At 67.2% G+C, this 14,535-nt stretch carries 12 protein-coding genes; 9 read left to right on the forward strand and 3 right to left on the reverse strand.

All coding sequences use genetic code 11. The annotated features are described in order from the left end of the window. Positions 1–158: 158 nt before the first annotated feature. From GZ997_RS07470 to GZ997_RS12760, 5 genes are all read left to right on the forward strand, one after another. Positions 159–1,145, forward strand: coding sequence for a malate dehydrogenase (locus GZ997_RS07470; RefSeq protein ID WP_162679442.1), 987 nt, complete (start codon positions 159–161; stop codon positions 1,143–1,145). Positions 1,146–1,366: 221 nt separating this feature from the next. After that, the gene (locus GZ997_RS07475) at positions 1,367–2,710 is read left to right on the forward strand and encodes an ABC transporter substrate-binding protein (protein ID WP_162679443.1); all 1,344 of its coding nucleotides are present in this window, start codon (positions 1,367–1,369) and stop codon (positions 2,708–2,710) included. A gap of 198 nt (positions 2,711–2,908) precedes the next feature. Further along, a complete protein-coding gene (locus GZ997_RS07480; RefSeq protein ID WP_162679444.1) occupies positions 2,909–3,841 on the forward strand; it encodes a sugar ABC transporter permease in 933 nt (310 codons plus the stop codon). 1 nt (position 3,842) lies between these two features. Then, positions 3,843–4,718: a carbohydrate ABC transporter permease gene (locus GZ997_RS07485; protein ID WP_162679445.1), complete on the forward strand. Its 876-nt coding sequence runs from the start codon at positions 3,843–3,845 to the stop codon at positions 4,716–4,718. A gap of 174 nt (positions 4,719–4,892) precedes the next feature. After that, a complete protein-coding gene (locus tag GZ997_RS12760) occupies positions 4,893–5,129 on the forward strand; it encodes a hypothetical protein (protein ID WP_161925296.1) in 237 nt (78 codons plus the stop codon). A 38-nt stretch (positions 5,130–5,167) separates the two neighbouring features. On the opposite strand, the gene GZ997_RS07495 is transcribed toward GZ997_RS12760, so the two are convergent. Continuing rightward, positions 5,168–5,695, reverse strand: coding sequence for a hypothetical protein (locus GZ997_RS07495; protein WP_162679446.1), 528 nt, complete (start codon positions 5,693–5,695; stop codon positions 5,168–5,170). Positions 5,696–5,755: 60 nt separating this feature from the next. On the opposite strand from GZ997_RS07495, the gene GZ997_RS12765 reads away from it, so the two are divergent. Next, complete coding sequence (locus GZ997_RS12765) at positions 5,756–6,178, forward strand: GntR family transcriptional regulator (RefSeq protein ID WP_162679447.1); 423 nt, start codon at positions 5,756–5,758, stop codon at positions 6,176–6,178. Positions 6,179–6,229: 51 nt separating this feature from the next. Here GZ997_RS12765 and GZ997_RS07505 read toward each other — a convergent pair whose 3' ends face one another. Then, positions 6,230–7,669 carry a hypothetical protein gene (locus tag GZ997_RS07505; protein ID WP_162679448.1) on the reverse strand — a complete coding sequence of 480 codons (1,440 nt, stop codon included), beginning with the start codon at positions 7,667–7,669 and terminating at the stop codon, positions 6,230–6,232. A gap of 405 nt (positions 7,670–8,074) precedes the next feature. On the opposite strand from GZ997_RS07505, the gene GZ997_RS07510 reads away from it, so the two are divergent. The 3 genes from GZ997_RS07510 to GZ997_RS07520 all read left to right on the forward strand — a co-directional run bounded on the left by GZ997_RS07510 (position 8,075) and on the right by GZ997_RS07520 (position 11,555). Continuing rightward, a complete protein-coding gene (locus GZ997_RS07510; protein WP_162679449.1) occupies positions 8,075–9,481 on the forward strand; it encodes a hypothetical protein in 1,407 nt (468 codons plus the stop codon). Next, positions 9,478–10,509 (forward strand): hypothetical protein, encoded by a 1,032-nt coding sequence (locus GZ997_RS07515; protein WP_161923862.1) that lies wholly within the window; start codon positions 9,478–9,480, stop codon positions 10,507–10,509. The genes GZ997_RS07510 and GZ997_RS07515 overlap by 4 nt, the downstream gene beginning before the upstream one ends. 110 nt (positions 10,510–10,619) lie before the next feature. Further along, entirely contained in the window at positions 10,620–11,555 is a 936-nt protein-coding gene (locus tag GZ997_RS07520) for a tetratricopeptide repeat protein (RefSeq protein WP_162679450.1), read from the forward strand. 183 nt (positions 11,556–11,738) lie between these two features. Here GZ997_RS07520 and GZ997_RS07525 read toward each other — a convergent pair whose 3' ends face one another. Then, a complete protein-coding gene (locus GZ997_RS07525) occupies positions 11,739–14,096 on the reverse strand; it encodes a glycogen/starch/alpha-glucan phosphorylase (RefSeq protein ID WP_162679451.1) in 2,358 nt (785 codons plus the stop codon). Positions 14,097–14,535 lie beyond the last annotated feature (439 nt).

Below are 14,535 nucleotides of genomic sequence, written 5' to 3' on the forward strand. Positions count from 1 at the left end.
TCGCCGCCGCGCTCATCCCGTGGTGTAGCCCAGATCTCCCCATGCGCGGCGGCCGCTCCGGCTATCGTCCCAGCCGCTCGACCTGGTCACGGCATAGGCTTGGTGTACCGGCCCTCAGGGGCCCCAACTGACTGTCTCTTGTCTCGAAGGAGTCCTTCATGGCCAACGCCCCCGTCAACATCACTGTCACCGGCGCTGCCGGCAACATCGGCTACGCGCTGCTTTTCCGTATCGCCTCCGGTGCCCTGCTCGGCCCCGACCAGCGCGTCAACCTGCGTCTGCTTGAGATCCCGCAGGCCGTCAAGGCCGCCGAGGGCACTGCCATGGAGCTGTTCGACTCGGCCTTCTCCACCCTCGGCTCCGTTGATATCTTCGACGACCCCAAGCAGGCCTTCGAGGGCGCCAACATTGCCTTCCTGGTCGGCTCCATGCCCCGCAAGGCCGGCATGGAGCGCTCCGACCTGCTGTCCGCCAACGGCGGCATCTTCGGTCCCCAGGGGGAGGCGCTGGGCGCCGGCGCCGCCGACGACATCAAGGTCCTCGTGGTTGGCAACCCCGCCAACACCAATGCGCTCATCGCAGCCTCCCACGCCGGCGACATCCCGGCCTCCCGCTTCACCGCCATGACCCGCCTGGACCACAACCGGGCCCTGGCCCAGCTGGCCGCCAAGGCCGGCTGCCACGTCTCCGACATCGACAAGGTCACCATCTGGGGCAACCACTCCACCACCCAGTACCCCGACCTGACCCACGCCACGATCAAGGGCGAGCCGGTCACCGACATCCTGGCCGACCGCGCCTGGGTCGAGGACGACTTCATCCCCACCGTGGCCAAGCGCGGCGCCGCCATCATTGAGGCGCGCGGTGCCTCCTCGGCCGCCTCAGCGGCCTCCGCCGCCATCGACCACGTCCGTGACTGGTGCCTGGGCACCACCTCCGCATGGACCTCCGCCGCGGTCATGTCCGATGGCTCCTACGGGGTGCCCGAGGGCGTCATCTCCTCCTTCCCCTGCACCGCCGAGGACGGGGAGTGGAAGATCGTCCAGGGCCTGGAGATCGACGACTTCTCCCGCGCCAAGATCGACGCTTCCGCCGCGGAGCTCGTCGAGGAGAAGAACGCCGTCGCCGGCATGGGCCTGATCTGAGATCTGCCAACCGTAGTGATGGGCCCCGCCTCCACACTGGAGGCGGGGCCCATGCCGTTCGGGTTACCGGGATGCAAGCAACCAAAGGCTTCGTGAGCGAGCTATTCGTTTTATACTCTTTATGCTTAATGCACCCGGGTCTGGGCTGACGACGTGGTCAGCCAGGCGGTGACTCCGCCCCGACCCTCCCATAGAAACAGCGTCGTTTCGAGGAGAACACCATGCGTAATCCCGTTCTGTCCCGGCGGCAGGCTATGGTGGGCCTGTCCACCACCGCCGTCCTGGCCACGCTTGCCGCCTGTGGTACCACCGGCACCGAGGAGTCCGGTGCCGGATCCGGATCCCGCTCCGACTCGGTGGTCGTCGGTGAGGGTGATGACAGCCAGGTCGACGTAGTCACCTGGTGGTCGGCAGGATCCGAGAAGGAGGGACTGGCCGCCCTCGTGAAGGTGTTCGAGGAACAGTTCCCGCAAACCAAGTTTGAGAACAAGGCCGTGTCCGGCGGTGGTGGTTCCCAGGCCAAGCAGAAGCTCGCCGCGGACTTGGCCGCCGGCAACCCGCCCGACACCTACCAGGCCCACGCCGGCGCCGAGATCCAGGCGGACATCGAGGCCGGCTACCTGCTGGACATCTCCTCCCTGTACGACGAGTTCGGTCTCAACGACGCCTTCCCCGAGACCCTCATAGACCGGCTGAGGGACTCCGAGGGCGCCATCTACTCCATCCCCTCAAACGTGCACCGCAATAACGTGGTGTGGGCCTCCATCGAGGTGCTGAAGGCCTCGGGACTGGACCCGGACAGCCCGGCAACGGACATCGAAGGCTGGATCGCGGACATGGAGAAGGTTAAGGCGGCCGGTTACACCCCCATCACCATGGGCATGGCCTGGACCCAGCTCGGACTGCTGGAGTCCGTGCTCATCGCCGACCTCGGTGCCGACTCCTACTCAGGGCTGTTCGACGGGAGTACCGACTGGGCGGGCGATGAGGTGGCGGCCGCGCTCAAGCACTACGAGACCATCGTGGGCTTCACCGATAAGTCCCTGTACACCGAGGACTGGGAGCCGGCCATGCGGCCGATCTTCGAGAACCAGGCCGCCTTCAACGTCATGGGCGACTGGGCGGTGGCCGGCTTCGACACCGCGGGCCTGACCGCGGGTACCGACTACACCTACTTCCCGGTGCCCGGCACCGACGGCGTGTTCGACTTCCTCGCCGATGCCTTCGCCCTCACCGATGGCGGCCCGCACCCGGGTGGCGGCAAGAACTGGCTGCAGTGCATCTCCACCAAGGAGGGGCAGATCGCCTTTAACACCGTTAAGGGCTCCATCCCCTCCCGCTCAGACCTGACCGAGGAAGAGAAGGCGCAGTTCTCCGAGTACCAGCGCTCCGCGATGGACTCCTTCAGCCAGGACACGATCGTCTCCTCCATCGCCCACGGCGCCGCCCTGCCGACCAAGGCGTCGGACGCGATGAATGACGCCCTGACCAAGTTCGCCCAGGGCGCCTCAGACGTCGCCACCCTGCAGTCCGAGCTTGCCGCGGCATACGCCTCGGTGGCCTGACCCGCGTGCTCGGGGCGGCGCGACTACTTGCCCCGCCCCGAGCGCAGCGCCACTGTCAATCGCACTGGCAAATGCACTGCCAAATGCCGGTGGCGAACGCCACTGGATATTGTCTCACCCCACGCAGCGCGGGTGCGGGGAGACGAGTGCTGCCGCCCCGGCCGAGGCGACGCCAGCCGACAAACTTCAAGGAGCATCGTGAGCACTAGAACGACGTCGCGTCCCCGGCGGAGGAAGGCGAACTGGCGGAAGTGGGGGCCGGGGCTGCTGCTGATCTCGCCGTCCCTGGTCCTCGTTGGCATATTCGTGTACGGCATGATCGGCGTGAACATCAACACCTCCCTGCTGGACACTCACACTGCGGCGCAGGTGTCGGGCAGGCGGTCCTCGCACGTCGTCGGCCTGGAGAACTTCGTCAACCTGTTCAAGAATCCGAACTTCCAGCACTCCTTCCTCAACCTGATTCTGTTCACCGTGGCCTTCCTGGCCGGAACCCTGGTCCTCGGCTTCCTGTGGGCGTGGCTGCTGGATAAGCCGATCAAGGGTGAGGGGCTGTTCCGGGCGGTGTTCCTGTTCCCCATGGCCGTGTCCTTCGTGGCCTCCGGCGTGGTGTGGCGGTGGCTGCTGAATTCCGCCCAGGGGGCACAGGCCTCCGGCCTCAACCGCCTGTTCGAAATGACGGGCCTGCGGTTCTTGGAGAACAGCTGGACGCAGCACACTACCTTCGGCATTCTCGCCATCGCCATCCCCGCGGTCTGGCAGCTGGCCGGTTATGTGATGGCCCTGTTCCTCGCAGGCTTCCGGGGAATCAACGAGGATCTGCGCGAGGCGGCGCGCGTGGACGGCGCCAACGAGTGGCAGCTGTACAAGTCGATCATCTTTCCCCAGCTGACACCTATCGCCCTGAGCGCCGTCATCATCATCGGACACATGTCGCTGAAGTCATTCGACCTGATCATGTCCATCACGGACCAGCGCACCTACTCCACGAAGGTGCCCGCCATTGACATGTTCAACTTCATGACCGACAACGACTACTCCAACGCCGCGGCAGTCGGCACGATCCTCCTCGTCATCGTCGCCATCGCCGTCATCCCGTACCTCATCCACGACGCGAAGGGCAGGTCCTGACATGGCCGTTGACGCCGCCGCTCTGACCGCCAAGCGGACCGTTACCCGGACCAGGGGTATCGCCTGGGGACAGGTGCTTCGTTACGTCCTGCTGCTGGCCTCGCTCGTCTTTGTGCTCATCCCCGTCTACGTCCTGTTCGTCACCTCCTTCAAGAACGGGGCGGAGGCCTCTCCGGCTACCACCTGGTACCTGCCGGACAGCTGGGACACCACCAACTGGACCAATGCGTGGAACGAGCTCAAGGGCGGCCTGGTCCGCTCCCTGATGCTGGTGATCCCTTCCTCCCTCATCTCTGCGATGCTGGGATCCGCCAACGGCTTCGTGCTGTCCAAGTGGCGCTTCCCCGGGGCGAACGTGGTGTTCACCCTGATCCTGTTCGGCATGTTCATCCCCTACCAGGCAGTAATGATTCCGCTGATGCGCATGGTCACCGGGGTTGGGCTGGGATTCGGCATCCCGACGCTGATCCTCATGCACGTGGTCTACGGCATTCCGATCTGCACACTGATCTTCCGCAACTACTACGAGTCGATTCCCGACGAGCTGATCGAGGCCGCCGAGGTCGACGGCGCCGGGATGCTGCGCACCTACTTCTCGGTGGTGCTGCCCATATCCATCCCCAGCTTCGTGGTGGTCATCATTTGGCAGTTCACCAGCGCCTGGAACGACTTCCTGTTCGCCCTGTTCTTCGGCGGCGGGGCGCAGTCGGGCCCGGTGACGCTGGCACTGAACAACCTGGCGCACGGTTCGATCATGGCCGACTACGGCGCCTCGATGTCCGGCGCGCTGATCGCCTCCGTCCCGACGCTGCTGGTGTACATCTTCCTGGGCAAGTACTTCGTTGGCGGCCTGATGGCCGGCTCCGTGAAGGGGTGACACGTTCAGCCCCACCCCGGCTTGCCCCGCCCCACCCCGCACCCTCGCCGAGGTCGGTAGACGTTACGTGCCGAGGTCGGTCGAATTGGCGAGCGCGCTACAGTCATCCACATGGCACATCGAGGCTCCCGCAGCTCCAAGCGTCCCTACGCGGCGGGCCACAGGCCCCTGGACATGGACCGCCTGGCCTCCGTGCCGCGTACCCAGGTCGGCCCCGGAGGAGCGGAGTTCACGGTGCGGCGCGTTCGTGGCGGGAACAAGGATTATCTCTGCCCCGGCTGCAACCGGACGATCCCAGCCGGCACCCCGCATGTAGTGGCATGGAGCAACGAATCGTTGTTTGGCCCGGAGCGCGGCTTGGAGGAGCGGCGTCACTGGCATACCTCGTGCTGGGAGCGGCGCCTGTGGTGAGAAGAGCTTTCCAATCCCGGAGCAGCCGCACGAACCGGTTAGGCCAGCGGCTCCGGAGAGCGCTCCTCCCAGCCTGGTAATAGCCGATCCAGAGCGGTGCGCAACGGCACGATATCGCCGTCGCGACCGCCCTCACCAATGGTCATGGGGACCGGTTCCTCCGCTGGGTCTACGCCGAACAGATGATCGCGCAGTCCCAGTGCCCGGGTCAGGATGTAGAAGCGCCCAGAGGTATCGATACCCACCGACTGATCCTGACGCAGGTACCAGCCGGTCAGCGAGGTGCGCGCCGATCCGCCCCCGTATCCCTTGACCCGCAGCGGCTGCGCTGCCAGGCCCTCTGCCTTGGCGACGGCGAGGAACAGGGAGACGATCCGTGCGGCTCGCTGATGCTCGGCATTCTGCCTAGCCGCGAGCATCCGGGCGCGCTCGGCCGCGGCCTCCCGACGGCGTTGCGCCCAGTCTCCGGGCTCGGAATCACGCGGGGTGGCAGGTGACCGCTGTGCTTGCGGGGCGTCGGCGGAGTCGGCTCGAGCGGGGGAGGAATCGGCGTCCTTGCTGTCCATAGCACCAGACTACGACGATGTGCCATGGTGTCTGTGGCGCGCTTGTCGCACACTAGAGCTATGCAGTCACCAAGCCCACCTCAGCAGCGCCCTCCAGAGTCTTTTGCAGCGCAGCCCCGGGACGGGCGCACCGCGCGGCTTCACATCAACCTTGATCCGACCTCCACCGAGCCGGTGTTCTCGCAGATATGTGCGGCGGTGAAGGCTGATATCGCGGACGGTCGACTACCTGCAGGCAGTCGCCTGCCCCCTACACGTGCTCTCGCGGCCCAGCTGAGCATCGCCATAAACACGGTGGCGAAGGCATACCGTGAGCTCGAGGCGCAGGGCTATATAGAGGGCCGCGGGCGCCGCGGTACCTTCGTGCGCGACCCGTCGGGGGCTGCCGGGGATCGCGAAGTCATGCGCTTCGTTACCACCATGCGCTCCTTGGGAGTGCCGCTGGAGGACGCGCTGGAACAGGTGCGCCGCGCCTGGCCCTGACCGGCGGCCCGCCCGGCCCGGTGGCTTACGCTGCAGAGCCGCCCCGCGCATTCACCGGGTGCTGGCCGTGGACCGCGGGTGCTCGCCCGGATCACCCTCAGCCTGCAGATCCGCAGTATCCTCAGCCTCGTCCGCCTCGACGTCGGCTGCGGCCTCTGCATCGGATTCTTGCGCCGGAGCGCCGTCGGCCTCGGCTCCCAGCGCCTCGGTGATCACATCCGAGAAGACCGGAACCGGAGGCACCGCGTTGCCGAGGACGCCTCGCATCTCCTCCAGGTAGCCGGCAACGGAGTCCCGCTGGCGCTCCAGCTCCTCCACATCCCGCGCTGCCGCGGACTTCTCGGCGTCGGCGTCGGCCCGGGCGTCCTCGATCAGCTGCTTGGCCTGCTCGCGGGCCTGCTGCACAATCTCCTCCGCCTGCCGGGTCGACTCCTCAAGGCGAGCCTGGGCGGACTCATCGGTCTCGGCGCGCACGGCCTCGGCCCGCTTGAGTGCTTCTTCCAGTCGAGCCTCGGCATCGGCCGCCTGCGCCTGTGCCTGCTCATGCATCTGTGCGATACGGCTGCGCGTGGCCTCGTGCGCGGCCGCATCCTCCTGGGCGGCGGCCTCGTGCGCGGCCGCAACTTCCAAAGTGGCCTGCTGACGCAGCTCTGCGGCCTGCGCGCGAGCGGCCTCTGCATCAGCCTGGGCCGAACGGCGCAGCTCATCGGACTCGCGGCGTGCCGAGCTCAGCAGCTCCTCCGCCTCGGCGCGGGCCTTCTCAACGGTGAGCCGGGCCTCCTCCCTTGCTGCGTTAAGTGCCGACTCCGTCTGCTCGGAAGTGGAGCGCCGCAGCTCCTCGGCCTCCTGCGTCGCGGAATCACGCCGCTCGGTGGCCTCACGCTCGGAGGTCACGGCCAGCTGCGCCGCAGCCTTCTGCGCCTGGGCACGTACGACCTGGGCCTCACGCTCCGCAGTGGCACGGAGCTCGGTGGCGGCGGACTCGGCGTCAGCGGAAATCTGGGCTGCCCGGCGCTCAGCCGTGCCGACAAGCTCGTCCGCCCGGGCCTGGGCGTTAGCCAGCGTGGTGTCCGCCTCGCTCTTGCTGCGGGCGCGCAGCTCAGCGGCGTCGCGACGGGCGTCGGACAGGAGAGAGGCCGCTTCGGAAGAGCTGCGCTCGGACAGGTTCGCCGCATTGGCGCGCGTGCGGGTCAGCAGCGCATTCGCCTCCGCGTTCGCCTTAGACAGGACGGAGGCACTCTGCTCCTCGGCGCTGCGCAGCAATTGCTCGATACGTGACCCCAGCCCCGCATAGGTCGGTTTGTCGGACTCACGCAAGCGCCGCTGGGCCTCCGCGAGCTCACCGGCCAGGGTCATCGCCCGCTGGTCGAGGCTGGCGACCTCGCGGCGGGCATCCCGCAGCTGGCGATTGAGTGCCTCCAGCCGCTGGTCGACCTGCGCACGATCGTATCCACGCATGGTGATGGCGAACTCTTCGGTGTCCTCGGCCACGTCAACTCTCCTCCTGGGCCGGGTTGGGACGGCCCCACCAACACAGCGTAGCCCCTGCACAATCCGCGCGGAATCGGTAAATACTGCGGTTGTCCGGGGAGCCTCGCGGCCACCGCCGTAAATCCACGGATTCGACTTGTCAGTAGGCTCGGCGGTGCCGCGATGACCGCGACGACTCGGCGCGTCCCGGCCCTGTGATCAGCGCGGAGCCGGACTTTGACCTAGGCTTCAGCTTATGGCGCAGCAGCCTGTGATCTTCGCCGGTAGCGGTGCGAGCCGGCGGCGCTCATGGGATTCTGGCGCACGGCCGCGTCCTTCGCCGTTACCGCGGCGTCGATGCGAGTCGTGCACGCCTGCCCGTCGGCTAGGCGGGTCCATGTCCACGAGTCCGAGGAGAAGCGCGTCGTGAATCGACGGATCCTGAGCGTGATCATTGCCGTTCTCGGCCTGGTCGCCATTGCCCTGGCAGTCTGCTCCGCCACCGTGTGGCGCCCCAGCTCGACTGCACAGGCGAGCCTCGCCCAGAACCCCGACCAGCACTACGTCGTCACCGAGCCGGGCGTACTGAGCCTCGTCGAGTCCGACGTGAAGGTCACCGCCACCGCCGCATCAGCCGATCAGCAGGTCTTCATCGCGGTCGGGCATGCGCAGGATGTCGACGCCTGGCTTGCCGCGGACCCCTTCATCTCCGTGACCGGCCTGCTGGACTGGAACACGCTCGCCTCCGAGGCGGTAACTACACGCTGTCCCGAAGACGCGGCGGTCCCCACATCCGCGGCCTCCGCGTCCTCCGAGGACGCGACCGCCGCGGCTACCGCCGCGGAGTCCGCGGTGACAGAGGGATCCGAGGGATGCACCGACCTGGAGAACAGCGATGCCGATCCCGCTGACTCGGACCTGTGGATCACCTCCAAGACGGGCACCGGCTCGGCCACGCTCGAGCTGGACACCTCCGGATCTGACCTGGTGGTGCTGGTAGCCACCGACGGCGCCTCCAACGCCCCTCAGCTGTCGCTGTCCTGGCCGCGGCACGTGTCCACTCCCTGGCTCATCCCCGGCCTGGTGCTGGGCGGCATGCTGCTGCTGGTGGGCGTCTTCCTGTTCCTGATCGACATCCAGATGCGGCACGCGGACGAGCAGCGACGCGCCCGTGCCGCACAGCGAGCCGCACGCATGGCGCAGGCGGATTCGGTGGCTACTGTGGGCATCCCGCAGATCGGTGATCCGGACCGACCACTGACCCGCCGCGAGCAGCGAGACAAGGAACGTGCCGAGCAAGCCGGTGAGGAGTGGGTAGACCCGCGCACCGGGGCCGTGTACCTCGGCGGGGTGGAAGCGCCTTCCGTTCCTCAGGCACCCGCCCCCGAGCCGGAGGACCTCGCGGCGGGGATCGACGCCGTCGGGGCCTCCGGTGCGGCCCGTGGCAGCGCCGTCGTCCCGGGGCTCGATGCCGAGGCCACCGCCGCTTACAGAGCCGGCCGTGAGCTCGCCGACGACGTTCCGCTGGCACTGGCTACGGCGGAGGGGACGACCGACGCGGACGCCCCTGCGCAGTCGGCCGGAGACGTCGCCGCAGACGGCCCCGACGCTGCCCAAACGGCCGAGCTCGACGTGCTGGAGCCGGACGCACTGGCCGAGTACGAGAACACCGCGGAGGCTGAGCAGGCGGATGCGGACAGCCAGTCCGCGCAAGCCCCCTCCGGTGCCGAGGCAGGCGGCGAGGACCCCGCCGAAGACGACCGCGCCGACGACGGTGAAGACGGTACTGCCGATCCCCGCAATGAACAGTCCGACGAGGAGCACCACGCATGATCACCAGCCGCCGCGCCTTCATTACCTCTGCGACAACCGCAGTGACAGCCGTTGCACTTGCCGCGTGCTCGCAGGACGTGCCTAAGAACGCTGCCGACGCCTTCAGTCCGACGCCGCAGCCGGTGCTCGACTCCGAGCGGCTGACCACCATCCTCAAGCGCATTCAGACAGGGATGGACGCAGCGGACGCGGACAAGAATGCGGAGGCCCTGAAGGGATACCTAACCGGTCCCGCGGCCCGCATCCGCGGCGAGGAGTACAAGCTCGCAGCGGCCGCCTCGGACGACTCAGTGGTACACACCTTCACCACCGACAGCCAGGCGGGGACGGTGGCGCTGGCCACCGATTTCCCCCGCACGGTGCTGACCATCACCGATTTCGCCGAGGATGAGCAGGGTTACCTCCTTGCCCTCACGCAGGACTCAGCCAGGGAGAACTATCAGCTGTGGGGCTGGACCCAGCTCTTTGCGGGCGTCGAGATCCCCTCCACCTACGCCCCGGCCGTAGGCACCGAGCAGGTTGCGGCAGACGATTCCACCGGCCTGAAGGCCAGCCCGCAGGAGGTTCTGGACGCCTACGTAGATGCTCTCAACAACCCTGACGGCGACAATGGCAAGCTCTTCGCCGACGACATCCTGCGCCAGCGCATCGCCGCGGAACGCAGTGCCGACCTCTCAGAGGTAGGCGAGGTCAGTGTCAGCGCCAAGGTGGGCACCGACGGGTTCAAGAGCCTGCGCACGGCCGATGGCGGCGTCATCACCATGACTACCCTGAGCTTCGCAACGGAGTACAAGAAGACCGTCGCTGGGGCGAACCTCGCGCTTGACGGCAACGTGGGGGCGCTGATGGGCGAGGACCGGGAGGTCGTTGGTGCCGCCACAGCGAATTACGACGTCATGATCGCCTTCCTCATCCCCGCCGCCGATGCCGAGGCCAATGCCTCCGCCCTGGGAATGGACCTGGTACTCGCCTCGGTCTCGCGCGACGACTCCCAGGCGCCCGCAGAGGACGCCGAAGCCACCGACTGACGCCCGGGGCGAACGAGCACCGATCCGCACTTCGGGTGGGACTACGCTCCCAGGCGTAACGGAACAAGCTGTACTGACAGACTGCGGGCCCTGCCCGAGAAAGGCACACCATGAGCATGTTCGGTGCCGTCGACCTGTCCGCCCTGGCCCCCAAGCAAGGGGCCTCACCGACTACGGCGCCGGTCAGTGGCGCACAGGGCGGTGCCGTCCTCGACTCAGGCGGCGCGGGAGACCTGGTCGTGGACGTGGACGCATCCAATCTGCGTGACATCGTCGAGGGCTCAGCGCGTGTCCCGGTAGTCGTAGTGCTGCACACGCCCCGTTCACAGGCCTCAACCGACCTGGCGGCGCTGCTGGAGCGACTGGCCGGAGAGTATGCGGGCCGTTTCCAGCTGGCCCGCGTGGACGTGGACGCCGCGCCTGAAGTGGCGCAGGCGCTGCAGGCCACGGCCGTGCCCACGGTAATAGCGCTGATCGCCGGCCAGCCGGTGCCAATGTTCCAGGGCAGTGTCCCCGAGGAGCAGTTGCGCGCCGTACTCGACCAGCTGCTGGAGGTGGCCGCACGCAACGGCGTCGATGGCCAGGTCGCCGTCGATGCCTCGGCGCAGGCCGCCGTTCCCACCGAGCCGGAGGAGACGGAGGTGGAGCGAGAGGCCCGCGAGGCCATCGAGCGCGGCGACTGGGCTGCGGCAGAGGCGGTCTACGATCACGCAATCGCCAATGCGCCCGCCGACGACGAGCTGAAGGCGGCTCGTAACCAGGTCCGCATGCTCGCCCGTATGGACGGCCAGGACCCAGCCGAGCTGCTGGCGGCGGCAGATGCCCCCGGCGCGGGCCTGGACGCCCAGCTCGCCGGCGCGGATGCCGCTCTCGCTCTGGGAGATGTCAACGCCTGCCTGGGGCGGGCGCTGGAAGCCGTGCGCAGTCACAGCGGCGAGGACCGTGAGCAGGCCCGAGTGCGCCTGCTGGAGCTGTTCGAGGTCATCGGGACCACCGCCCCCGAGGTCGCCCGGGCCCGCCGCCAGCTCGCCACCATCCTGTACTGAGGTCGCCGCGACCCGCATGTTCATGATGTTATGCGGCTGACTGACTGCGTAAGTGGTGCCCGCATCGGTCAGGTGCCGTGGGCGCGGATCGTGACGCAGGCAACGCGCAGACAGACGACGGCGCCCGCCCCATAGCAGGGGGCGGGCGCCGTCACGCTAGTCCGGAGTCCGAGTCGGTGGCCGTCAGGCGATCGGCTGCGGCTCGATACCCCACACCTCGGCGTAGTCGCTGATGGTGCGGTCGGAGGAGAAGCGGCCGGAGCGGGTGATGTTCACCCAGGCCTTGCGCTGCCAGGCACGCTGATCGGCGTAGTCGGCGGCCATGGCGTCCTTGGCCTCGCGGTAGGCGGCGAAGTCGCCCAGCACGTAGTAGACGTCCGCGTCGGCACCCTCCAGCAGGCTGCGGCGCAGGTCCGCGAACCAGCCGGAGCCGTTGTCATCCAGCGTGCCGTCGGTGAAGGCGTCCAGCACCCGCTTGAGCCCGGGGACGGACTCGTAGGTAGCGTGCGGGTTGTAGGAGGCGCGCAGGGCGGGCAGCTCGTCCTCGGTAGCTCCGAAGATGTATGCGTTGTCATCCCCAACGGCGTCGAGGATCTCCACGTTGGCGCCGTCGAGCGTACCCAGGGTCAGGGCTCCGTTCATCATGAACTTCATGTTGGAGGTCCCGGAGGCCTCCTTGCCGGCCATGGAGATCTGCTCGGAGACATCCGCGGCCGGGATGATGTGCTCAGCGGGGGAGACGTTGTAGTTGTGGATGAAGACCACCTTCAGGGTCTGGGAGACCACCGGGTCGTTGTTGACCAGGTCCGCGATCGCGTTGATCAGCTTGATGATGGCCTTGGCGCGGATGTATCCCGGAGCCGCCTTGGCGCCGAAGATGAACACGCGCGGCGGCACCTGCAGCGACGGGTCCTCCTTCATACGGAAGTACAGGTCCAGGATGTAGATGGCGTTCAGGAGCTGGCGCTTGTACTCGTGCAGGCGCTTGATCTGCACGTCAAAGATCGCGTCCGGGTCGATCTCGATCCCCTCGCGCTCGGCCACCCAGGCGGCGAAGTCCACCTTGTTGGCGTGCTTGATCTCGGCGAGCCGGTCCAGCAGCGCGTCGTCGACGGCGTCGGTGTGCGCACCGAGCAGGGACAGGTCCTTGACCCAGGCATCCGAACCGGTCGCCTCATCCAGCAGCGCGGACAGCCGGGGGTTGCACTGGCGCAGCCAACGGCGCGGGGTCACGCCGTTAGTCTTGTTGTTGAAGCGCTCGGGCCAGATGTCGTGCCACTCCTTGAGAGTGTCGCGCTTGATGATCTCGGTGTGCAGCGCGGCCACGCCGTTGATGGAGTAGGAGGCGTAGCAGGCGATCCACGCCATGCGCACCTTGTCGCCGGACAGCGGAGCCATGTAGTCGATCCGCATCTGGTCCAGACCGCGCTCGGCCATGTCCTGGCGGAAGCGGCGGTCGATCTCGCGGACAATCTCGGCGATGCGGGGGAACAGGCGGTCGAAGATGGACATCTCCCAGGTCTCCAGGGCCTCGGCCAGCACCGTGTGGTTGGTGTAGGCGAAGGTCTTGGTGACGATCTTCCAGGCCTGGTCCCAGCCCAAGTGGTGCTCGTCCATGAGCAGGCGCATGAGCTCGGGAATAGCCAGCACCGGGTGGGTGTCGTTGAGCTGGACGGAGTTGAAGTCCGCGAAGCCGCTCAGGTCCTCACCATGGTGGGTGACGTAGTTGTCGACGATCTCCTGCAGGGAGGCGGAGCAGAAGAAGTACTGCTGGCGCACCCGCAGCACCTTGCCCTCGTAGGTGGTGTCATTGGGGTAGAGCACGCGGGAGATGTCGGCGGTGCGCTCGCGCTCAACGATGGCGTCGGTGAAGCGCTGGGAGTTGAAGGCGTCGTAGTCGAACTCCTCCATGGGCTCAGCCCGCCACAGCCGCAGCGTGACCACGTTCTTGGTGCCGTAGCCGGTGATCGGCATGTCGTAGGGGACAGCGCGCACGGTCAGGTCGTTGTAGCGGACGATTCGCTGCGCCTCCTCGCGGCGCACCACGAAGGGGTAGCCCTCCTCCATCCACGGATCGGGGTGCTCGGTCTGGAAGCCGTCTTCGAACAGCTGCTTGAACAGCCCGTAGCGGTACAGGATGCCGTAGCCGGCCACCGGCAGGTCCAGGGTGGCGCAGGAATCCAGGAAACACGCGGCCAGGCGGCCGAGCCCACCGTTGCCCAGAGCGGCGTCGGGTTCCTGCTCGAGGATGTCGGTCAGGTTCTGGCCGAAGGCGTTGACGGCCTGGGTGGCCTCCTCAACCAGCCCGAGGTTGGTCAGGTTGTTCAGCAGGGCGCGTCCCTCAAGGAACTCGGCGGAGAAGTAGTGCTCCATCCGGCCAGCGCGGTACTTCTGCTCGGTGGCGTACCAGTCGTCTGCGATGGCGTCGACGACGGCGGCGGAAAGTCCCTGCCACACCTCCATCTGCGTGGAGGCGCCGGCGGGGCGACCGGAGGCGGACCTGACCTGGGAGGGCACGGTCTGGACCAGGTTCTGCGTCATTCTTCTTCCCTTGTCAGACTACGGAGACCGCCGTTGCAAGAAGCACCTGCAACGGCTGAAAGAGTGTACATTGCGTTGGTTCGCTATTGGGGCGGGGACCGCACGCATGCATGCACCGGGACCATACCCGTCTCTACAAGGTCACGCGCCAGCTTTCTTGCTCACAACGGTGTGGGACTTAACGGCGACGTAGTCGAAAAGGCCCTTGATCCGCATGAAACAGGGCCTAAGGTCCATGCCTTGCTGGAGTGTGAGACGCGCCGGGCCATCCGGCCGGATGACCGAATGCGATGTCCTCCAGGCGCGATTGCTCGTCTCGGGACTGGAGCTGCCCGAGGACCTGGGACTCAACCTGTGCTGACCGTGGTGCGCGGAGGACGGGTGGAAGATGAGGCGACCACTGCCGAGGGGCCCGGCGGCGTTTCAACGCCGCCGGGCC

It is taken from the genome of Actinomyces sp. 565 (assembly GCF_010365615.1).
Lineage (GTDB): Bacteria > Actinomycetota > Actinomycetes > Actinomycetales > Actinomycetaceae > Actinomyces.